We start from the raw sequence: 21583 nt of genomic DNA on the forward strand, positions 1-21583 counted from the left end.
CGGATGGCTGACTTGCAGATCTACAGCACGCTGTCCAAGACCAAGGACAGCTTCAAGCCGCTGGTGGGCAATCAGGTGCGCATGTACGTGTGCGGCATGACCGTGTACGACTTCTGCCACATCGGCCATGCCCGTGTGATGGTGGCGTTCGACGTCATCGCCCGCTGGCTGCGCCATCGCGGCTATGACCTGACCTATGTGCGCAACATCACCGACATCGACGACAAGATCATCCGCCGCGCCCAGGAGAACGGTGAATCGTTCGAAGACCTCACCGCCCGCATGATCGCCGCGATGCATGAAGACGAGGCGCGCCTGTCGGTCCTGCGTCCGGATATTGAGCCGCGCGCCACCGGCCACATCGTCGGCATGCACGAGATGATCCAGACCCTGATTGACAAGGGTTACGCCTACGCGCCGGGCAATGGCGACGTCTATTACCGGGTCGGCAAGTTCGCCGGCTACGGCAAGCTGTCGCGCAAGAAGATCGAAGACCTGCGCATCGGTGCGCGGATCGAGGTCGACGAATCCAAGGAAGACCCGTTGGACTTCGTGCTCTGGAAGGGCGCCAAGCCGGGCGAGCCGAGCTGGGAATCGCCGTGGGGCGCCGGGCGTCCGGGTTGGCACATCGAGTGCTCGGTGATGTCCACCTGCTGCCTGGGCGAGACCTTCGACATCCACGGTGGCGGCCCGGACCTGGTGTTCCCGCACCACGAGAACGAGATAGCCCAGAGCGAGGCGGCCACCGGCAAGCTCTATGCGGCCAGCTGGATGCACGCCGGCGCGGTGCGCGTGGACGGCGAGAAGATGTCCAAGTCCCTGGGCAACTTCTTCACCATTCGCGAAGTGCTGGAGAAGTACCACCCGGAAGTCGTGCGCTTCCTGCTGGTCTCCAGCCACTACCGCAGCCCGATCAACTACTCCGAAGACAACCTGAAGGAGGCCAAGGGCGCGCTGGAGCGTTTCTACACCGCGCTGCGCGGCTTGCCGCAGGTGACTGCCGCGGGTGGTGGGGAGTTTGTCGAGCGCTTCGGCGCCGCGATGGACGACGACTTCGGTACGCCGGAAGCGGTAGCTGTGCTGTTCGAGATGGTCCGCGAGGTCAACCGCCTGCGCGAGAGCGATCCGACGGCTGCGGCTGCACTGGCGGCACGCGTGCGTGAGTTGGGGGCTCTGCTGGGTGTTCTGCAGCTGGATGCCGACGAGTTCCTCCAGGCCGGCGCAGCCGGCAAGGTCGATGCGGCGCAGGTCGAGGCGCTGATCCAGGCTCGTCTGGATGCCCGTGCGGCGAAGAACTGGGCCGAATCCGACCGCATCCGCGACGAGCTGACCGCTCTGGGCGTAGTGCTGGAAGACGGCAAGGGCGGCACTACCTGGCGCCTTGCCGAGTAACAGCTCCCCGGAAATGAAAAAGGCCGCTGATCAGCGGCCTTTTTCTTGCTCGTCGAAAACCTGTCAGGTGTGCAGGTGTTCGGCGGCGTACAGGGTGTTTTCCAGCAGGCAGGCGCGGGTCATCGGGCCGACACCGCCCGGAACCGGGGTGATCCAGCTGGCGCGCTCGGCGGCGACGTCGTATTCCACGTCGCCCACCAGCTTGCCGTCTTCCTGACGGTTGATGCCCACGTCGATGACGATGGCGCCTTCCTTGATCCACTCGCCCTTGACCAGTCCCGGCTTGCCGGCAGCAACGACCACCAGGTCGGCGCGGCGTACGTGGTCGGCCAGGTCGCGGGTGAAGCGGTGGGTCACGGTGACGGTGCAGCCGCCCAGCAGCAGTTCCAGCGCCATGGGGCGGCCGACGATGTTCGATGCGCCCACTACCACCGCGTCCATGCCGTACAGGTCGACGCCGGTGCTTTGCAGCAGAGTCATGATGCCTTTCGGGGTGCAGGGGCGCAGCAGCGGGATGCGCTGGGCCAGGCGGCCGATGTTGAAGGGGTGGAAGCCGTCCACGTCCTTGTCCGGGCTGATGCGTTCCAGCAGCTGGGAGGCGTCGAGGTGGGCGGGGAGGGGCAGTTGCACGAGGATGCCGTCGATGGCCGGGTCGGCGTTCAGGCGGTCGATCAGCGCCAGCAGCTCTTCCTGGGTGGTGCTGGCGGGGAGGTCGTACGCCTGGGAGAGGAAGCCGACCTCTTCACAGTCCTTGCGCTTGTGCGCGACATAGACCTGAGAGGCGGGGTCGCTGCCGACCAGGATCACTGCCAGGCCGGGGATGCGCAGTCCTTGCTGGCGGCGTTCATTGACGCGTTGGCCAATCTGCTGGCGGAGGCTGGCGGCGATCGCTTTGCCGTCGATCAGTTTTGCAGTCATGTCGGGGGGATAACCATTAAGGCGGGTGAAAAGAAGGCGCGCATTTTCGCATGCTGCCTCCATAAGGCAAAGGCGGGAGCCCCTGATTTGGCGTAACTCCTTTATCTCTTTGAACTTTTTTTAAAAAAGTTGTTGACGGGGTATGGCCTCATCGATAACATGCGCCCCGCTTGCCGAGCACAGCCTGAAACACGAAAGAGGCGGTGCCAACCGATTCGGTGGTTTCCACTGAGTCTGCTTAGCAAGGGTTGCAGCCACTAAAGCGCCCGTAGCTCAGCTGGATAGAGCATCCGCCTTCTAAGCGGATGGTCGCAGGTTCGAGTCCTGCCGGGTGCGCCAAGTGGCGTTCGGTACAAGCAAATGTAATATGGTGGGCGTAGCTCAGTTGGTAGAGCACAGGATTGTGGCTCCTGGTGTCGTGGGTTCGATTCCCATCGTCCACCCCATATTCCGAAGCGCCAGGCCTAGAGCCTGGCGTTTTCGTTTCTGCGGTACCCTGCGGACGTGGTGAAATTGGTAGACACGCCGGATTTAGGTTCCGGTGGCGCAAGCTGTGAGAGTTCGAGTCTCTCCGTCCGCACCATCTTCTTTCCATAAGCTCTCGCATCCGTGAATTTCCGCAGCTTCCACTCGGGGTGACTTCTGCATTTCTAGCTACTAGAATGCTTGCCCTTGATTCTGGGAGCCGGAAGGACCGGCTTACGTCTGTGCCACGAGGAATATCCATGCAAGTTTCCGTTGAAAGCACCTCCGCTCTTGAGCGCCGCATGACCGTTGGCGTGCCGGCCGAGCGTATCGAGACCGAAGTCAACAAGCGTCTGCAGCAGACCGCTCGTCGCGCCAAGGTTCCTGGCTTCCGTCCCGGCAAGGTGCCGATGAGCGTGATCCGTCAGCGCTACGAAGCCGCCGCTCGTCAGGAAGCCCTCGGTGACCTGATCCAGGAAACCTTCTACGAAGCCGTGGTCGAGCAGAAGCTGAACCCGGCCGGTGCTCCTTCCGTCGAACCGAAAGTGTTCGAGAAAGAGAAGGGCCTCGAGTACATCGCTACCTTCGAAGTCTTCCCCGAGTTCCAGGTTGCCGGTTTCGACGGCATCAAGGTCGAGCGCCTGCAGGCTGACGTGGCTGACGCCGATCTCGACAACATGCTGGAAATCCTGCGCAAGCAGAACACCCGCTTCGAAGCCGTTGACCGCGCCGCTCAGAACGACGACCAGGTGAACATCGACTTCGTCGGCAAGATCGACGGCGAAGCCTTCGCTGGCGGTTCCGCCAAGGGCACCCTGCTGGTGCTGGGCTCCGGCCGCATGATCCCGGGCTTCGAAGAAGGCCTGGTCGGCGCCAAGGCCGGTGAAGAGCGCGTTCTGAACGTGACCTTCCCCGAGGACTACCAGAACCTGGACCTGGCCGGCAAAGCCGCCGAGTTCACCGCTACCGTCAACAGCGTCGCCGAGCCGAAGCTGCCGGAGCTGAACGAAGAGTTCTTCGCTCTGTTCGGCGTGAAGGAAAGCACTCTGGAAGGCTTCCGCACCGAAGTTCGCAAGAACATGGAGCGTGAGCTGCGTCAGGCCATCAAGTCCAAGGTGAAGAACCAGGTGATGGAAGGTCTGGTCGAGACCAACCCGATCGAAGTTCCGAAAGCCCTGATCGGCAACGAAGTGAATCGTCTGCGCGTCCAGGCTGTCCAGCAGTTCGGTGGCAACATCAAGCCCGACCAACTGCCGGCCGAGCTGTTCGAAGAACAGGCCAAGCGCCGCGTCGTGCTGGGTCTGATCGTCGCTGAGCTGGTCAAGCAGCACGAGCTGAAGGCTGACGAAGCCCGCGTTCGCGAAATGATCGAAGAGATGGCTTCCGCCTATCAGGAGCCGGAACAGGTTGTTTCCTGGTACTACAAGAACGACCAGCAACTGAACGAAGTCCGTTCGGTTGTACTGGAAGAACAAGTTGTAGATACTGTCCTGCAGAAGGCCAATGTGACCGACAAGCAGGTATCCTACGAAGACGCGGTCAAGCCTGCAGAAGCTCCGCAAGCGGCCTGATTCAGCGCTTCTTCGTTCGATTGTCACAAGCCAGCCTTCGGGCTGGCTTGTGCGTCTATAGAGACATGACTTTTTATTAGGGAGTGATCGTCGGACATGCATAATCCTTATATGCCGCAAGTTCCGAACATTCAGGCCGCTGGTGGTCTGGTGCCGATGGTGGTGGAGCAGTCCGCCCGCGGTGAGCGTTCCTACGACATCTATTCGCGCCTGCTGAAGGAGCGGATCATCTTCCTGGTCGGCCAGGTCGAGGACTACATGGCCAACCTCGTGGTTGCCCAGCTGCTGTTCCTCGAAGCCGAGAACCCGGACAAGGACATCCACCTCTACATCAACTCCCCGGGTGGTTCCGTCACCGCTGGCATGTCGATCTACGACACCATGCAGTTCATCAAGCCTGACGTGTCCACCATCTGCGTGGGCCAGGCGTGCAGCATGGGTGCCCTGCTGCTGGCTGGCGGCGCCGCTGGCAAGCGCTACTGCCTGCCGCATTCGCGCATGATGATCCACCAGCCGCTGGGCGGTTTCCAGGGCCAGGCCTCGGACATCGAGATCCACGCCAAGGAAATCCTTTTCATCAAGGAACGCCTGAACCAGGTGCTGGCACACCACACCGGTCAGCCGCTGGACGTCATTGCCCGCGATACCGACCGTGACCGCTTCATGAGTGGCGAGGAAGCCGTCAAGTACGGTCTGATCGATCAGCTCTTCACTCAGCGTCCTGCTGCCAGCTGAGTCTCTCCGCACTACCGCGGCCGGTAATCCGGCCGCTCGCGGGCTTGAAAATGCCTGCGAATGCCTTCATCTTGTCCTTCACGTATATCCCCGATTGGAACGATCGAATGACTGACACCCGCAACGGCGAGGACAACGGCAAGCTGCTGTATTGCTCCTTCTGCGGCAAGAGCCAGCACGAAGTGCGCAAGTTGATTGCCGGCCCCTCGGTCTTTATCTGCGACGAGTGCGTCGACCTGTGCAACGACATCATCCGTGAGGAGGTGCAGGAAGCACAGGCGGAGAGCAGTGCGCATAAGCTTCCGGCGCCGAAAGAGATTCGCACCATCCTCGATCAGTACGTGATCGGCCAGGAACGTGCCAAGAAAACCCTGGCGGTAGCGGTGTACAACCACTACAAGCGCCTGAACCAGCGTGAGCGCAAGGACGACGTCGAACTGGGCAAGAGCAACATCCTGCTGATCGGGCCGACCGGCTCGGGCAAGACCCTGCTCGCCGAGACCCTGGCGCGTCTGCTCAATGTTCCCTTCACTATCGCCGATGCCACCACCCTCACCGAGGCTGGTTATGTGGGCGAGGATGTCGAGAACATCATTCAGAAGCTGCTGCAGAAGTGCGACTACGATGTCGAGAAGGCCCAGATGGGCATTGTCTACATCGACGAAATCGACAAGATCTCGCGCAAGTCCGACAACCCGTCGATCACCCGCGACGTGTCCGGCGAAGGCGTTCAGCAGGCTCTGCTGAAGCTGATCGAAGGCACCGTGGCTTCCGTACCGCCCCAGGGCGGCCGCAAGCACCCGCAGCAGGAATTCCTGCAGGTCGACACCCGCAATATCCTGTTCATCTGCGGTGGCGCGTTCGCTGGCCTGGAAAAGGTCATCCAGAACCGTTCTACCAAAGGCGGCATCGGCTTCAGCGCCGAGGTTCGCAGTCAGGAAGCGGGTAAGAAGGTGGGCGACGCGCTGCGCGAAGTCGAGCCGGAGGATCTGGTGAAGTTTGGCCTGATTCCCGAGTTCGTCGGTCGTTTGCCGATCATCGCGACGCTCGAAGAGCTGGACGAAGCTGCCCTGATGCAGATTCTCACCGAGCCGAAGAACGCGCTGACCAAGCAGTACGCCAAGCTCTTCGAAATGGAAGGCGTGGACCTCGAGTTCCGTCCGGACGCGCTCAAGGCTGTCGCCCGTCGCGCGCTGGAGCGCAAGACCGGCGCCCGTGGCCTGCGTTCCATCCTCGAAGGCATCCTGCTCGATACCATGTACGAGATCCCCTCGCAGAACGACGTCAGCAAGGTGGTGATCGATGAAAGCGTCATCGAGGGCTCCTCCCAGCCGCTGCTGATCTACGAGAACAGCGAGCAGCCGGCCAAGGCTGCACCTGACGCCTGAAACCAGAAGGGGCCCTAGGGCCCCTTTTTTCTTCCCATCTACCGCGCTTGTTTTTTCCCAGTCCTAACCCCATCTTAGGCCGAAGGGTCCAATCCCATCGTTTTGGCCAAGTGCCGCTGTAGAGCCGAATATCATGAAAACACTCGTCGAGTTGCCCCTGCTCCCCCTGCGTGACGTAGTGGTGTATCCGCACATGGTCATCCCGCTTTTCGTGGGACGAGAGAAATCCATCGAGGCCCTCGAGGCCGCCATGACCAGCGACAAGCAGATCCTGTTGCTGGCGCAGAAGAATCCGGCCGACGACGATCCGGGCGCCGACGGCCTGTACCGCATGGGCACCGTGGCCACCGTCCTGCAGTTGCTGAAACTGCCCGATGGCACCGTCAAGGTGCTGGTCGAGGGCGAGCAGCGCGGCCAGGTAGAGCGCTTCATCGACGAGGAAGCCTACTGCCGCGCGGAAGTTTCGATCATTGACGAGGCCTCCGTCGGCGAGCGCGAATCCGAAGTCTTCACCCGTAGCCTGCTCAGCCAGTTCGAGCAGTATGTGCAGCTGGGCAAGAAAGTCCCAGCCGAAGTCCTGTCCTCGCTCAACAGCATCGACGAGCCGGGTCGTCTTGTAGACACCATGGCCGCCCACATGGCGCTGAAGATCGAGCAGAAGCAGGAAATCCTCGAGATCACCGAGCTGTCTGCCCGCGTCGAGCACGTGCTGGCCATGCTGGATGCCGAGATCGACCTGCTGCAGGTCGAGAAGCGCATTCGCGGCCGCGTGAAGAAGCAGATGGAGCGCAGCCAGCGCGAGTACTACCTCAACGAACAGATGAAGGCCATCCAGAAAGAGCTGGGTGACATCGACGAAGGCCACAACGAAGTCGAGGAGCTGAAGAAGCGCATCGACGCCGCCGGCCTGACCAAGGAAGCCATGGCCAAGGCCACTGCCGAGCTGAACAAGCTCAAGCAGATGTCGCCGATGTCCGCCGAGGCGACCGTGGTGCGTTCCTACATCGACTGGCTGGTGAACGTGCCTTGGAAGGCCGAGAGCAAGGTGCGCCACGATCTGGACAAGGCAGAGGACATCCTCGACGCCGACCACTATGGCCTGGAAGAGGTCAAGGAACGCATCCTCGAGTACCTCGCTGTCCAGAAACGCGTGAAGAAGCTCAAGGGCCCAGTACTCTGCCTGGTCGGCCCGCCCGGCGTGGGCAAGACCTCGCTGGCCGAGTCCATCGCCCGCGCAACCAACCGCAAGTTCGTGCGCATGGCCCTGGGCGGCGTGCGTGACGAGGCCGAGATTCGCGGTCACCGTCGTACCTACATCGGTTCCATGCCCGGTCGTCTGATTCAGAAAATGACCAAGGTGGGCGTGCGCAACCCGCTGTTCCTGCTCGACGAGATCGACAAGATGGGCAGCGACATGCGCGGCGACCCTGCTTCGGCGCTGCTGGAAGTGCTCGATCCGGAGCAGAACCACAACTTCAACGACCACTACCTCGAAGTCGACTACGACCTCTCCGACGTGATGTTCCTCTGCACGGCGAACTCCATGAACATTCCGGCTGCGTTGCTGGACCGCATGGAAGTCATCCGTCTGCCGGGTTACACCGAAGACGAGAAAATCAACATCGCCTCGAAATATCTTGTACCGAAACAGACTGCGGCCAATGGTCTCAAGAAGGGCGAGGTGGTTTTCGAAGAAGCCGCCACCCGTGACATCGTCCGTTACTACACCCGTGAAGCCGGTGTGCGCAGCCTCGAGCGCCAGATCGCCAAGGTCTGCCGCAAGGCGGTCAAGGACGGTGGCAAGGCCAAGCGCATCGAAGCGGTGGTGACTCCCGATTCGCTGGAAAACTACCTGGGTGTGCGCAAGTTCCGCTACGGCCTGGCCGAGCAGCAGGATCAGATCGGCCAGGTGACCGGCCTAGCCTGGACCCAGGTGGGCGGCGAATTGCTGACCATCGAATCGGCCATGGTTCCCGGCAAGGGCGCACTGACCAAGACCGGCTCGCTGGGCGACGTCATGGCGGAATCCATCACCGCTGCGCTGACCGTTGTTCGTAGTCGTTCGAAGAGCCTGGGCATCGCGCCGGACTTCCACGAAAAACACGATATCCACATCCATGTGCCGGAAGGCGCAACCCCCAAGGACGGCCCTAGCGCGGGCATCGGCATGTGCACCGCACTGGTTTCGGCGATCACCCAGATCCCGGTCCGCGCGGACGTTGCCATGACCGGCGAGATCACCCTTCGGGGGCAGGTGCTGGCCATTGGTGGTCTGAAGGAAAAACTTCTGGCTGCGCACCGGGGTGGAATCAAGACGGTGATCATTCCCGAGGAAAACGTACGAGACCTTAGGGAAATTCCGGATAATATTAAGGCCGATCTCGTTATTAAACCGGTTAAATGGATTGACGAGGTCCTGCAAATTGCGCTGCAATACGCCCCGGAGCCCTTGCCCGATGCGGCTCCCGAGATGGTTGCAAAGGATGAGAAGCGCGAGTCTGATTCCAAGGAGCGAATCAGCACGCATTAGTTGGGGGGCTTTCTTGACACTGTTTTTGAGCCCTTGTTATAAAGCGGCACTTGCTTTGTCAGTTGGCAAACCAGCACCTGCTTTTGCTTACACCTAACACATAGAAACATACTCAACAGAAATAAGGGGACTTAGAGTGAACAAGTCGGAACTGATCGATGCTATCGCCGCATCTGCTGATATCCCGAAAGCTGTTGCCGGTCGCGCTCTGGACGCGGTGATCGAGTCCGTAACTGGCGCCCTGAAGGCTGGTGACTCCGTCGTACTGGTAGGCTTCGGCACCTTCGCTGTCAAAGAGCGCGCTGCTCGCACCGGTCGCAACCCGCAAACCGGCAAGCCGATCAAGATCGCTGCTGCTAAGATCCCGGGCTTCAAGGCCGGTAAAGCCCTCAAGGACGCTGTCAACTAAGCGTCTTTTTGGACTTGACCTGAACCGGTTCAACTTCGGTTGGACCGGTCACGGAGCGATGACCCGGCTGGCGTAGGTCGGTTGGAATCATCAGGGGTCACGGGCTCAAAGCCCGCAAGCTCCACCAGTTACGAGAAGGCGCATCCTCGGATGCGCCTTTCTTATATCCGCCTTTTTTCCACGCCGCGCCGCCATTGACGGTGAGCCGTGGCCGCGTCGGGGGCCGCATGCTGCAAAACATCAGGGACAATTCCCAAGGCTGGATCACCAAGACCATCCTGGGCGTGATCGTTGTCCTCATGGCTTTGACCGGGTTCGATCAGATCATTCGCGCAACCCACCACGAGAACGTCGCTGCTCAGGTCAACGGTGAAGACATCGGTCTGCCGGAACTGCAGCAGGCTGCGGACATGCAGCGTCGCCAGCTGATGCAGCGTCTGGGCAAGGACTTCGATTCGTCCATGCTCGACGACAAGCTGCTCAAGGATTCCGCGCTGAAGTCGCTCATCGAGCGCAAGCTGATCCTGCAGGCCGCCCAGAACGACAAGTTCGCCTTCTCCCAGCAGGCGCTGGATCAACTGATCCTGTCGACCCCTGAATTCCAGGTGGACGGCAAATTCAGCGCCGAGCGCTTCGACCAGGTCATCCGCCAGATGGGATATGACCGCATGCAGTTCCGTCGCATGTTCGGCGAGGAAATGCTCATTGGTCAGCTGCGCGCCGGTATTGCCGGTACCGGCTTCGTCACCGACGATGAGCTGAATGCCTTCGCCCGCCTGGAGAAGCAGACCCGCGACTTTGCCACCCTGACCCTCAAGGCCGATCCGGCCAAGAGCAAGGTCGAGGACAGCGAGATCAAGGCGTACTACGACGCCCACAGCACCGAGTTCATGACGCCCGAACAGGTCACCATCGACTACGTCGAGCTGAAGAAGTCCGCCTTCTTCGACCAGGTCGAAGTGAAGAAGGAAGACCTCGATGCCCTCTATCAGAAGGAAATCGCCGGCCTGGCCGAGCAGCGCGACGCCGCGCACATCCTGATCGAGGTGAACGACAAGCAGAACGACCAGCAGGCCAAGGCCAAGATCGACGAGATCAAGGCGCGCCTGGACAAGGGTGAAGACTTCGCCAAGCTGGCCAAGGAGCTGTCCAACGACACCGGCTCTGCCGCCAACGGTGGCGACCTCGGCTTCGCCGGTCGTGGCGTGTATGACCCGGCCTTCGAAGAGTCGCTGTATGCGCTGAAGAAGGGCGAAGTCTCTGCCCCGGTGAAGACCTCCTACGGCTGGCACCTGATCAAGCTGCTGGGTGTCGAAGCGCCGGAGGTTCCGACCTTCGACAGCCTGAAGGCCAAGCTGGAGCACGAAGCCAAGACCCAACTGGTCGAGCAGCGCTTCGTCGATGCGACCAAGCAGCTGGAAAGCTCCGCCTACGAAGCCTCCGATCTGGGCCAGCCGGCTCAGGACATGGGCCTGAAGGTGCAGACCAGCAAGCCGTTCGGCAAGGAAGGTGGCGAAGGCGTGACTGCCAACCGCCAGGTCATCCAGACCGCTTTCAGCCCCGAAGTGCTGGAAGAGGGCGCCAACAGCGGCGCCATCGAGCTGGACCCGGACACCGTGGTCGTGCTGCGCGTGAAGGAGCACCACAAGCCTGAGCAGGAAACCCTGGAGCAGGTGAGTGCCGATATCCTCAAGCGTCTGCAGGTCGAGCACGCTGCCACCGATGCCAAGGCTCGTGGCGAAGCGCTGCTGGCTGGTCTGCGCGACGGCAAGATTCCGCTGACCCAGGCCCAGGAAGGCCAGGACTGGAAAGTCGTGGAAGCGGCCGCCCGCGGTCAGGAAGGGGTCGATCCGGTCGTGCTGCAGAGTGTGTTCCGCATGGCTCGCCCGGAAGGCGCCGGCAAGCCCAGCCTGGGCGGTGTCGCGCTGCAGAACGGCGACTTCGTGCTGGTCAAGCTCAGCGGTGTGAGCGAGCCGGATGCCAAGCCGACCGAGCAGGAGAAAGCGATGTACCAGCGCTTCCTCGCCTCGCGCAGCGGTCAGGACGATTTCTCCGCGTTCCGTCGCTACCTGCAGGATCAGGCGAAGATCGAGAAATTCGACGAAGCCAAGAAGTGATAGACCGGGGCCGCGCAAGCGGCCCTCGTTTTATCCGGGACAAGAAAAAGGCCGCATCAGCGGCCTTTTTCTTTGCCTGGGGGAAAGGCTCAGTCGTCGCCCAGCGGGCCCATGGCGGTGGTGTTGAAGCCACCGTCGACATACAGAATCTCGCCGCTGATGCCGCTGGCCAGGTCCGAGCAGAGGAAGGCGCCGGCGTTGCCGACTTCCTCGATGGTCACGTTGCGTCGCAGCGGGGTCTGGCGCTCGTTGGCAGCGAGCATCTTGCGGAAGCTCTTGATGCCCGACGCTGCCAGGGTGCGGATCGGGCCGGCGGAGATGGCGTTGACGCGGGTGCCTTCCGGGCCGAGGCTGCCGGCCAGGTAGCGCACGCCGGCTTCCAGGCTGGCCTTGGCCATGCCCATCACGTTGTAGTTGGGCATCGTGCGTTCGGCGCCCAGGTAGGAGAGGGTGAGCAGGCTGCCGTTGCGGCCCTGCATCAGCTCGCGGCCGGCCTTGGCCAGGGCGACGAAGCTGTAGGCGCTGATGTCGTGGGCGATGCGGAAGCCGTCGCGGGTGGTGACTTCGGTGAAGTCGCCGTCGAGCTGGTCGCCCGGCGCGAACCCCACCGAGTGGACGATGCAGTCCAGGCCGTCCCATTGCTTCGCCAGCGCAGCGAACACGGCTTCGATGTCCGCATCGCTGGCCACGTCGCAGGGGAAACACAGTTCGGCACTGGAACCCCAGCCGGCGGCGAACTCCTCGACACGGCCCTTGAGCTTGTCGTTCTGGTAGGTGAAGGCGAGTTCGGCGCCTTCGCGGTGCATCGCTGCGGCGATGCCGGAGGCGATGGACAGCTTGCTGGCGACACCGACGATCAGTACGCGTTTACCGGCGAGAAACCCCATGTCGTTGCTTCCTTGTCTGCTGCTGGCTCAGGCTTGCGTGGGCACCATGAAGGCTGCCTCCAGCAGTTGCTGTGTGTAGGCATGCTGTGGCGCGGCGAAGACGTCCTCCGCCAATCCCTGTTCGACCACCTTGCCGTGGCGGATCACCATCAGTTGGTGGCTGAGGGCTTTCACCACTGCCAGGTCGTGGCTGATGAACAGGTAGGTCAGGTTGTACTTGGCCTGCAGCCCGCGCAGCAGTTCGACGACCTGGCGCTGCACGGTGCGGTCCAGTGCCGAGGTCGGCTCGTCCAGCAGGATCAGCGCCGGCTTCAGCACCAGCGCGCGGGCAATGGCGATGCGCTGCCGCTGGCCCCCGGAGAACTCGTGGGGGTAGCGGTGGCGGGTTTCCGGGTCGAGTCCGACTTCCTTGAGCGCCTCGATGATCGCCAGCTCGCGTTCTTCGGGCGTGCCCATGCCATGGATTTCCAGACCTTCACCAACGATCTGGCCCACCGACATGCGCGGGCTGAGGCTGCCGAACGGGTCCTGGAAGACTACCTGCATCTCGCGACGCAGGGGCCTGACATCTGCCTGGTTCATGCCTTCGATGGCCTGACCTTCGAAGCGGATGCCGCCCCGGCTGCTGATCAGCCGGAGGATGGCCAGGCCCAGGGTCGACTTGCCCGAGCCGCTCTCGCCGACGATGCCCAGGGTCTGGCCACGCGGCAGGCTGAAGTCGATGCCGTCCACCGCCTTGACGTGGTCGACGGTCTTGCGGAACACGCCTTTCTTGATCGGGAACCACACGCGCAGGTCGTCGACCTCCAGCAGCGGCGCACCGGGCTCGTTCTGCGCGGGGGTACCGCTGGGCTCGGCGCCGAGCAATTCGCGCGTGTAGGGGTGCTGTGGGGCCGCGAAGAGGGTGTCGCAATCGGCCTGCTCGACGATGCAGCCGCGTTTCATCACGCAAACGCGATGGGCGATGCGCCGCACCAGGTTGAGGTCGTGGGTGATCAGCAGCATGGCCATGCCCAGGCGCTGCTGCAGGTCGCGCAGCAGGTCGAGGATCTTCAGCTGCACGGTGACGTCCAGCGCCGTGGTCGGTTCGTCGGCGATCAGCAGCTCCGGCTCGCAGGCCAGGGCCATGGCGATCATTACCCGTTGCCGCTGGCCGCCGGAAAGCTCGTGCGGGTAGGCCTTGAGGCGGCTGGCGGGGTTGGGGATGCCGACCAGGTCGAGCAGCTCCAGCGTACGGGCGCGGGCCTGATTGCCGTTCATGCCCTTGTGTAGCGCGAGCACTTCGCCGATCTGCTTCTCGATGGTGTGCAGCGGGTTCAGCGAGGTCATGGGTTCCTGGAACACCATGGCGATGCGGTTGCCGCGGATGCCGCGCAACTTGCGCTCGGGCAGCTTGAGCAGGTCCTTGCCGGCGTACTGGATGCTGCCGGAAGGATGGCTGGCGGTGGGGTAGGGCAGCAGGCGCAGGATGGAATGCGCGGTGACCGACTTGCCGGAGCCGCTTTCGCCCACCAGTGCCAGGGTCTCGCCCTTGCGGATGTCGAAGCTGATGTGTTCCACCGCGCGCACCTGTTCGTCGCCGCAGAGGAAATCGACGGACAGGTCGCGGACTTCGATGAGGTTCTCGTTCTGGCTCATGTCACTTCCTCGGGTCGAAGGCATCGCGGGCGGCTTCGCCGATGAACACCAGCAGGCTCAGCATCACGGCCAGCACCACGAAGGCGGTGATGCCCAGCCAGGGTGCCTGCAGGTTGGACTTGCCCTGGGCGACCAGCTCGCCCAGCGACGGTGCGCCGGCGGGCAGGCCGAAGCCCAGGAAGTCCAGGGAGGTCAGGGTGCCGATCGCGCCGGTGAGGATGAAGGGCATGAAGGTCAGGGTGGAGATCATCGCGTTGGGCAGGATGTGGCGGAACATGATCGCCCCGTTGCGCATGCCCAGGGCACGCGCGGCGCGCACGTATTCCAGGTTGCGGCCGCGGAGGAATTCGGCGCGCACCACGTCCACCAGGCTCATCCAGGAGAACAGCAGCATGATGCCCAGCAGCCACCAGAAGCCCGGCTGCACGAAGCTGGCGAGGATGATCAGCAGGTAGAGCACCGGCAGGCCCGACCAGATCTCCAGGAAACGCTGGCCGAGCAGGTCGATCCAGCCGCCGTAGAAACCCTGCAATGCACCCACGGCGACACCGAGGATGGAGCTGAGCACGGTGAGGATCAGGGCGAACAGCACCGACACGCGGAAGCCGTATATCACCCGCGCCATCACATCGCGCGCCTGGTCGTCGGTGCCCAGCCAGTTCTCCGCGGTGGGCGCCGAGGGTGCCGGCACCCGCAGGTCGTAGTTGATGGTGTCGTAGCTGTAGGCAATCGGCGGCCAGAGAATCCAGCCGTCCTTCTGCGCGATCTGCTCGCGCATGTACGGGCTCTTGTAGTTCGCCTCCATGGGGAATTCACCGCCGAAGGCGGTTTCCGGGTAGCGCTTGACCACCGGGAAGTACCACTGGCCGTCGTAGCGGACCGCCAGTGGCTTGTCGTTGGCGATCAGCTCGGCGCCCAGGCTGAGGATGAACAGCGTGAGGAACAGCCAGAGTGACCACCAGCCGCGCTTGTTGGCCTTGAAGCGCGCCCAGCGGCGCTGATTGATGGGAGACAGGCGCATCGGATTACTCCCGGTTCTCGAAGTCGATGCGCGGATCGACCAGCGTGTAGAGGACGTCGCTGACCAGCTTCATGATCAGGCCGAACAGGGTGAAGATGAATAGCGTGCCGAACACCACCGGGTAATCGCGGTTCAGTGCCGCCTCGAAGCTGAGCAGGCCCAGGCCGTCGAGGGAGAAGATCACCTCGATCAGCAGCGAACCGGTGAAGAAGATGCCCAGCAGGGCCGAGGGCAGGCCGGCGATGATCAGCAGCATGGCGTTGCGGAATACGTGGCCGTAGAGCACGCGGCGCTCGGTCAGGCCCTTGGCGCGGGCGGTGACCACGTACTGCTTGCCGATCTCGTCGAGGAAGCTGTTCTTGGTCAGCAGGGTGATGGTGGCGAAGTTGCCGATCACCAGCGCGGTGATGGGCAGCGCCAGATGCCAGAAGTAGTCGCGGACCTTGCCGCCCCAGGTCAGCTCGTCGAAGTTGTTGGAAGTCAGCCCGCGCAAGGGGAACCAGTCCCAGTAGCTGCCGCCGGCGAACAGCACCACCAGCAGGATGGCGAAGAGGAAGGCGGGGATGGCGTAGCCGACGATGATCGCCGAGCTGGTCCAGACGTCGAAGTGGCTGCCGTGGCGCACTGCCTTGGCGATGCCCAGCGGGATCGACACCAGGTACATGATCAGCGTGCTCCACAACCCGAGGGAGATGGACACGGGCAGCTTCTCGACGATCAGGTCGGTGACCTTGGCATCGCGGAAGAAGCTCTGGCCGAAGTCCAGGTGCACGTAGTTCTTGAGCATGATCCAGAAACGCTCGGGTGCCGGCTTGTCGAAGCCGTACATGCGCTCGATTTCCTTCACCAGTTCCGGGTCCAGGCCCTGGGCGCCGCGGTAGTGCGTGCCGGCGGAGGCGACTTCACCGCCGCCGCCGGAAATGCGCCCGGTGGCGCCGCCGCTGGCGGCATCGAAGCCTTCCAGCTTGGCGATCATCTGCTCCACCGGGCCGCCGGGGGCGGCCTGGATGATGATGAAGTTGATCAGCAGGATGCCGAACAGGGTGGGGATGATCAGCAGCAGGCGCCGCAGGATGTAGGCCAGCATCAGTGGGTCCCTTGGGCGACGGCGCCGTCAGCCGGCGTTTCGCTCGCGGCATTGCTATCCGTCCTGGTCGGTACGGCCTTGTCGCGGGCTTGCCACCAGGTCTGCAGCGCGTAGCTGTAGGGCGGCAGTTTTTCCGGGTGGGCGATGCGGTTCCAGTAAGCGATGCGCCAGTTGCCCAGGTACCAGTTGGGCACCACGTAGTGGCCCCAGAGCAGCGCGCGGTCGAGGGCGCGGGCGTGGCGCACCAGGCTTTCGCGGGAGCCGGCGTTGATCAGGCCTTCCACCAGGGCATCGATGCCCGGATCGCGCAGGCCGATGAAGTTGCGGCTGCCGGGCTTGTCGGCGCTGCTGGAATGCCAGAACTCGCGTTGCTCGTTGCCCGGCGAGCTGGACTGCGGCCAGCTGCTGACGATCATGTCGTAGTCGCGCGAGCGCAGGCGGTTGATGTACTGCGAGACGTCGACGCGGCGCAGTTGCATGTCGATGCCCAGCTCCGCGAGGTTGCGCTTGAAGGGCAGCAACACGCGCTCGAAGTCGGCCTGGGCGAGCATGAACTCGAAGCTCAGCTGCTTGCCGTCAGGGCCGACCATCTTGTCGTTCTCGATCTTGTAGCCGGCTTCCAGCAGCAACTGGTAGGCCTTGCGCTTCTGTTCGCGGATGATGCCGCTGCCATCGCTGGTGGGCGGCACGTAGACCTGGGTGAAAACCTCCGGCGGCAGCTTGTCGCGCAGCGGCTCGAGAATCTTCAGCTCCTCGGCGTCGGGCAGCTCCTTGGCGGCCATCTCGGAGTTCTCGAAGTAGCTGCCGTCGCGCAGGTAGGAGCCGAAGAACAGCTGCTTGTTGGTCCACTCGAAGTCGAACAGGTTGGTGATCGCTTCACGCACGCGCGGGTCCTGGAACACCGGGCGGCGGATGTTGAAGGCATAGGCCTGCATGCCCCACGGGTTGCCGTTCACCGGTTCCTCGCGGACGATCCGGCCATCGCGCACGGCGGGCGAGTCGTAGGCGGTCGCCCAGTTCTTCGCGATGCGCTCGTCGTTGAAGTCGAACTGCCCGGCCTTGAAGGCTTCCAGGGCGACGGTGAGGTCGCGGTAGGACTCCACCACCACGGCGTCGAAGTTGTTGAAGCCGCGGTTCACCGGCAGCTTGTCGCCCCACCAGTCCTTGACCTTCTCGTAGCGGATCGAGCGGCCCGCCTCGACCTTGGCGATGCGGTACGGGCCGCTGCCCAGCGGCGGTTCCATGTTGGTCTTGTTGAAGTCGCGGCTGGCCCACCAGTGCTTGGGCAGGATCGACAGCTGGCCGAGGATCAGCGGCAGTTCGCGGTTGTCGCCGTGCTTGAAGTCGAAGCGCACGCGCAGCTTGTCTTCGGCCACCACCTTGTCGACGTCCGCGTAATAGTTGCGGTACATCGGGTCGCCGTCCTTCATCAGCGTTTCGAAGGTGAACACGACGTCTTCGGCGGTGACCGGCGTGCCGTCCTGGAAGCGCGCCTCGGGGCGCAGGTAGTAGCGGACGAAGCGGTGTTCCGGGTCCTTCTCGATCTTCTCGGCGAGCAGGCCGTATTCGGTGAAGGGCTCGTCGAGGGAGTGGAAGGTCAGGGTGTCGTAGATCAGGTTGATCTGCGGCGCGGAGTTGCCCTTCGCGATGAAGGGGTTGAGGCTGTCGAAACCGCCGAAGTCGGAGAGGCGCAGCGTGCCGCCCTTGGGCGCATCGGCGTTGACGAAGTCGAAGTGCTTGAAGTTCGCCGGGTACTTCGGCGCCTCGTCATACAGGGTGATGGCGTGCTGCGGCGCGGCCTGCGCACTGCCCAGCAGTCCCAGCAACAGTCCGGCGCAGAGCGCGGCGCGGCGGGGGCTTTTCATAGGGTTTTCTCCTGGTCTTTTTGCCACCAGGCGCGCAGGCCCAGCGTGTAGGGCGGCGTGGTGACGAAGGCGAAGCGGTTGCGGTACGCCAGCCGGTGCTTGTTCAGGTACCAGTTGGGAATGCTGTAGTGCTGCCACAGCAGCACCCGGTCCAGGGCTCGCGCCGCGGCTTCCTGCTGGTCGCGGTTGGTGGCGCCGAGGAGTTTCTCGAGCATCGCGTCCACCACGGGGTTGGCGATGCCCGCATAGTTCTTGCTGCCCTTCACCGCCACCTGGCTGGAATGGAAGTACTGCCATTGTTCGAGGCCGGGGCTCAGGGTCTGGGGCAGGGTCATCAGAATCATGTCGTAGTCGAACTGGTCCAGACGCTGTTTGTACTGGGCGCGGTCCACGGTGCGCAAGCTCGCATCGATACCGATGCTGGCGAGGTTCTCGCGATACGGTTGGAGAATGCGTTCCAGGCTGGGGTTGACCAGCAGGATCTCGAAGCGCAACTGCTTGCCGTTGGCGTCCAGCAGGCGATCGCCGGAGAGCTTCCAGCCGGCTTCGCCCAATAGACCCAAAGCGTGGCGCAGGGTTTCCCGCGGGATGCCGGCGCCCTTGGTCACCGGCACGGTGAAGGGGCGTTTGAACAGCGCTTCGGGCAGCTGCGAGCGGTACGGCGAGAGCAGCAGCCACTCCTGGCCCTGGGGTACGCCAGTGGCCGCAAGGGTGCTGTTGGGGTAGTAGCTGCTGGCGCGCACGTACGCATCGTTGAACAGTGCGCGGTTGGTCCATTCGAAGTCGAACATCATCCCCAGCGCCTCGCGCAGGCGGCGATCGGCGAAGGTCGCGCGGCGGGTATTGAGGAACAGCGCCTGGGTCTGGGTGGGAATCTGGTGGGGGATTTCCACCTTCAGCACTTCGCCCCGGCGAACAGCCGGGAAGCGGTAGTTGCTGCGCCAGTTCTTCGCCTGGTGCTCGATGTAGACGTCGAACTCGCCGGCCTTGAAGGCTTCGAAAGCGATGCCGGCGTCGCGGTAGAAGTCCACCTCGACACGGTCGAAGTTGTACTTGCCGCGGTTCACCGGCAGATCCTTGCCCCACCAGTCCTTGACCCGCTCGAACACCAGGCGGCGCCCTGGCACCACCTCGGTGATCCGGTAGGGGCCGCTGCCCAGTGGCGGTTCGAAGGTGGTGGCCTGGAAGTCGCGGCCTTTCCAATAGTGCTGCGGCAGCACCGGCATTTCGCCCAGGCGCAGGATCAGCAGCGGGTTGTCGTAGCGCTTGAAGACGAAGCGGATGCTCTGCGGCGAGAGGACGTCGACGCGCTGCACTTCCTGCAGGTTGGTGCGGTACATCGGGTGCCCGTGGTGCAGCAGCGTGCGATAGGAGAACGCCACGTCGTAGGCGGTGATCGGCTGGCCGTCGTGGAAGCGGGCTTCCGGGCGCAGGTTGAACACCACCCAGCTGCGGTCCTCGGCGTATTCCACGCTACGGGCGATCAGGCCGTAGCTGGAGGCGGGCTCGTCGCCGGACGGGTCATACAGGCCGGTGCCGACCATCAGCGGCTCGTTCAGCTCGCTGACGCCGTATTGCAGGAAGTCCGCGGTGCTGACCGGCGGACTGCCCTTGAAGGTGTAGGGATTGAGCGTGTCGAAGGTGCCCAGGCCCATCAGCCGTAGCAGGCCACCCTTGGGCGCCTTGGGGTTGACCCAGTCGAAGTGGTCGAAGCTGGCCGGGTACTTGAGGTCGCCGAACTGGGCGTACCCGTGGCTCTCGGTGATCTGGGCGGAGGCGGGGAGGCCCAGGAAGAGTCCCAGGAACAGGAGAGACAAGCGACGCATCAGGCGTAGGATCCAATCCCGGCTGGCTGAAGGAGGTTAGCGTCGTACAGTAGCAGCTTGTCCTTGCTGCCAGAAGACATGCGGCCGGGGCTGTGCGCCCCGGCGCAAGGGGAAACTCAGCGGCTGGCGGTATCGAGGTACAGCGTGATGGTCTGGCCCGGCTTCAGGGCCTGTCCGCTGCGCGGGTTCCAGCGCTTGATGTGCTGCATCTCGACGTTGAAGCGCTTGGCGATCAGGTACATCGAATCGCCCTGCTTGACCTTGTAGTAGGTCGCGGTGTCCTGCTTGGCCTTGCTCTTGCTGCTGGAAGCCAGCTGGGTGGCGGCGGCGCTCTGCAGCTTGAGGGTCTGGCCGGGCTTGACGCCATGGCTGTCCAGGCCGTTCCAGCGCTTGAGGTCCGCGACCTCGACGCCGTTCTTCTTCGCGATGTTCCACAGCGTGTCGCCATTCTTCACGGTGTAGCTGCGAGTAGCGACGCGGGCGCTGGCGACGGTCTTCGAGCTTTCCACCTGGGCCAGTTGGCGCGGGCTCTCCGGCTCGATGGTCGGGCGGCCGGGCTGGCCGGGGATGACCAGGGTCTGGCCATTGCGCAGGCGGTTGGCGCTCAGGCGGTTGGCGGCCTTGAGTTCGGCCACGCTCAGACGGTAGCGCTGGGCGATGCTGTGCAGGCTGTCGCCTTTGCGCACGCGGTAATGGCCGTTGTTCGCAGCTACCAGCGGTTTGACCTGCACCGGCTCCAGGTTGGCGACGCCAGCCTTGAGGGAGTCGGCCTTGGCCAGCGGCACCAGCAGGTGATGCGGGCCATCCAGGGTCACGCCGCGTTTGAAGGCGGGGTTGAGCTGTTGCAGTTCGTCCTGGTCCAGGTCTCCAGCCGCAGCGACCTGGGAGAGGTCCAGACCCGGCTTGACGCGGATCGAGGTGAAGTAGGGCTGGTTGGCGATCGGGCTGAGGTTGATGCCGTAGATGGTCGGGGCATTCACCAACTGCGACAGGGCCAGCAGCTTGGGCACGTAGTCCTGGGTTTCCTGCGGCAGCGGCAGGTTCCAGTAGTCGGTGGGCAGGCCGAGGCGCTCGTTGCGCTCGATCGCGCGGCTGACGGTACCTTCGCCGGCGTTGTAGGCGGCCAGCGCGAGCAGCCAGTCGCCGTTGAACATGTCGTGCAGGCGGTTCAGGTAGGTCAGCGCGGCGTTGGTCGACGCGGTGATGTCGCGGCGGCCGTCGTAGAAGTTGGTCTGGCGCAGGTTGAAGTGCGTACCGGTACTCGGGATGAACTGCCACAGGCCCACGGCCTGGGCGCGCGACACGGCCATCGGGTTGTACGAGCTCTCGATCATCGGCAACAGCGCCAGTTCCAGCGGCATGTCGCGCTCTTCCAGGCGCTCGACGACGTAATGCATGTACGGCGCGCCGCGCTCGCTGGCGTTTTCCAGGAACGACTGGTTGCTCATGAACCACAGGCGCTGACGCTCGATACGCGGGTTGGTATTGAGCTGGTCCTGCAGCTGGAAGCCGCCACGCATGCGTTCCCAGATATCGTTCTGGGCCTGGTTCCAGGCCGGGTTGAACTGCACGTCGACGGCGCGGGAGGCGCTGCGGGCCTGGTTGTTGCTGGCGGTCTGCTGGGTCGACTGGCAGCCTGCCAGGCCCGCCGCGAGGAGGACAATGGAGACTCGGATGGCACGTGCCAATGCGTCTAGATCGGAGGTCTTTCTGGTCTTGGGCGGCATTGGCTGA

Annotated in this window: 15 protein-coding genes and 3 tRNA genes; 10 read left to right on the top strand and 8 right to left on the bottom strand. The window is 63.3% G+C overall.

The window, feature by feature from the left end; all coding sequences use genetic code 11:
* The first annotated feature begins 3 nt into the window (after positions 1-3).
* Positions 4-1392 (top strand): cysteine--tRNA ligase, encoded by a 1389-nt coding sequence (gene cysS / locus ABKS89_RS11090; RefSeq protein WP_348589810.1) that lies wholly within the window; start codon positions 4-6, stop codon positions 1390-1392.
* Between the two features lie 63 nt (positions 1393-1455).
* Here cysS and folD read toward each other — a convergent pair whose 3' ends face one another.
* Complete coding sequence (gene folD / locus ABKS89_RS11095) at positions 1456-2310, bottom strand: bifunctional methylenetetrahydrofolate dehydrogenase/methenyltetrahydrofolate cyclohydrolase FolD (protein ID WP_045208481.1); 855 nt, start codon at positions 2308-2310, stop codon at positions 1456-1458.
* A 262-nt stretch (positions 2311-2572) separates the two neighbouring features.
* Here folD and ABKS89_RS11100 point away from each other — a divergent pair.
* From ABKS89_RS11100 to ABKS89_RS11140, 9 genes are all read left to right on the top strand, one after another.
* A tRNA-Arg gene (locus ABKS89_RS11100) sits at positions 2573-2649 on the top strand.
* Between the two features lie 31 nt (positions 2650-2680).
* Positions 2681-2756: transfer RNA gene (locus ABKS89_RS11105), tRNA-His, on the top strand.
* A 52-nt stretch (positions 2757-2808) separates the two neighbouring features.
* A tRNA-Leu gene (locus ABKS89_RS11110) sits at positions 2809-2893 on the top strand.
* Positions 2894-3035: 142 nt separating this feature from the next.
* Positions 3036-4346, top strand: a complete 1311-nt coding sequence (gene tig, locus ABKS89_RS11115; RefSeq protein WP_054907730.1) for a trigger factor — start codon at positions 3036-3038, stop codon at positions 4344-4346.
* A gap of 96 nt (positions 4347-4442) precedes the next feature.
* Positions 4443-5081, top strand: a complete 639-nt coding sequence (gene clpP, locus ABKS89_RS11120) for an ATP-dependent Clp endopeptidase proteolytic subunit ClpP (RefSeq protein ID WP_138216336.1) — start codon at positions 4443-4445, stop codon at positions 5079-5081.
* Positions 5082-5188: 107 nt separating this feature from the next.
* Entirely contained in the window at positions 5189-6469 is a 1281-nt protein-coding gene (gene clpX, locus ABKS89_RS11125) for an ATP-dependent Clp protease ATP-binding subunit ClpX (protein ID WP_138216335.1), read from the top strand.
* Between the two features lie 133 nt (positions 6470-6602).
* The gene (gene lon / locus ABKS89_RS11130) at positions 6603-8999 is read left to right on the top strand and encodes an endopeptidase La (protein WP_138216334.1); all 2397 of its coding nucleotides are present in this window, start codon (positions 6603-6605) and stop codon (positions 8997-8999) included.
* A 136-nt stretch (positions 9000-9135) separates the two neighbouring features.
* A complete protein-coding gene (gene hupB, locus ABKS89_RS11135; protein ID WP_003087931.1) occupies positions 9136-9408 on the top strand; it encodes a nucleoid-associated protein HU-beta in 273 nt (90 codons plus the stop codon).
* 227 nt (positions 9409-9635) lie between these two features.
* Positions 9636-11525, top strand: a complete 1890-nt coding sequence (locus ABKS89_RS11140) for a SurA N-terminal domain-containing protein (protein ID WP_138216333.1) — start codon at positions 9636-9638, stop codon at positions 11523-11525.
* An 89-nt stretch (positions 11526-11614) separates the two neighbouring features.
* Here the strand turns inward: ABKS89_RS11140 and fabI are convergent, their stop codons facing one another.
* The 7 genes from fabI to ABKS89_RS11175 form a co-directional block, all read right to left on the bottom strand.
* Positions 11615-12412 (bottom strand): enoyl-ACP reductase FabI, encoded by a 798-nt coding sequence (gene fabI / locus ABKS89_RS11145; RefSeq protein ID WP_192295430.1) that lies wholly within the window; start codon positions 12410-12412, stop codon positions 11615-11617.
* Positions 12413-12439: 27 nt separating this feature from the next.
* Positions 12440-14050, bottom strand: a complete 1611-nt coding sequence (locus tag ABKS89_RS11150; protein WP_348589811.1) for an ABC transporter ATP-binding protein — start codon at positions 14048-14050, stop codon at positions 12440-12442.
* 1 nt (position 14051) lies between these two features.
* Positions 14052-15071 carry an ABC transporter permease gene (locus ABKS89_RS11155; RefSeq protein WP_138216330.1) on the bottom strand — a complete coding sequence of 340 codons (1020 nt, stop codon included), beginning with the start codon at positions 15069-15071 and terminating at the stop codon, positions 14052-14054.
* A 4-nt stretch (positions 15072-15075) separates the two neighbouring features.
* The gene (locus ABKS89_RS11160) at positions 15076-16158 is read right to left on the bottom strand and encodes a microcin C ABC transporter permease YejB (protein ID WP_081516482.1); all 1083 of its coding nucleotides are present in this window, start codon (positions 16156-16158) and stop codon (positions 15076-15078) included.
* A complete protein-coding gene (locus ABKS89_RS11165) occupies positions 16158-18023 on the bottom strand; it encodes an extracellular solute-binding protein (RefSeq protein ID WP_348589813.1) in 1866 nt (621 codons plus the stop codon). The genes ABKS89_RS11160 and ABKS89_RS11165 overlap by 1 nt, the downstream gene beginning before the upstream one ends.
* The gene (locus tag ABKS89_RS11170; protein WP_348589814.1) at positions 18020-19849 is read right to left on the bottom strand and encodes an extracellular solute-binding protein; all 1830 of its coding nucleotides are present in this window, start codon (positions 19847-19849) and stop codon (positions 18020-18022) included. The genes ABKS89_RS11165 and ABKS89_RS11170 overlap by 4 nt, the downstream gene beginning before the upstream one ends.
* A gap of 116 nt (positions 19850-19965) precedes the next feature.
* Positions 19966-21576 carry a LysM peptidoglycan-binding domain-containing protein gene (locus ABKS89_RS11175; protein WP_138216327.1) on the bottom strand — a complete coding sequence of 537 codons (1611 nt, stop codon included), beginning with the start codon at positions 21574-21576 and terminating at the stop codon, positions 19966-19968.
* Between the last annotated feature and the right edge of the window lie 7 nt (positions 21577-21583).

Source organism: Pseudomonas sp. LABIM340 (genome assembly GCF_040017195.2).
Classification (GTDB): Bacteria; Pseudomonadota; Gammaproteobacteria; order Pseudomonadales; family Pseudomonadaceae; genus Pseudomonas.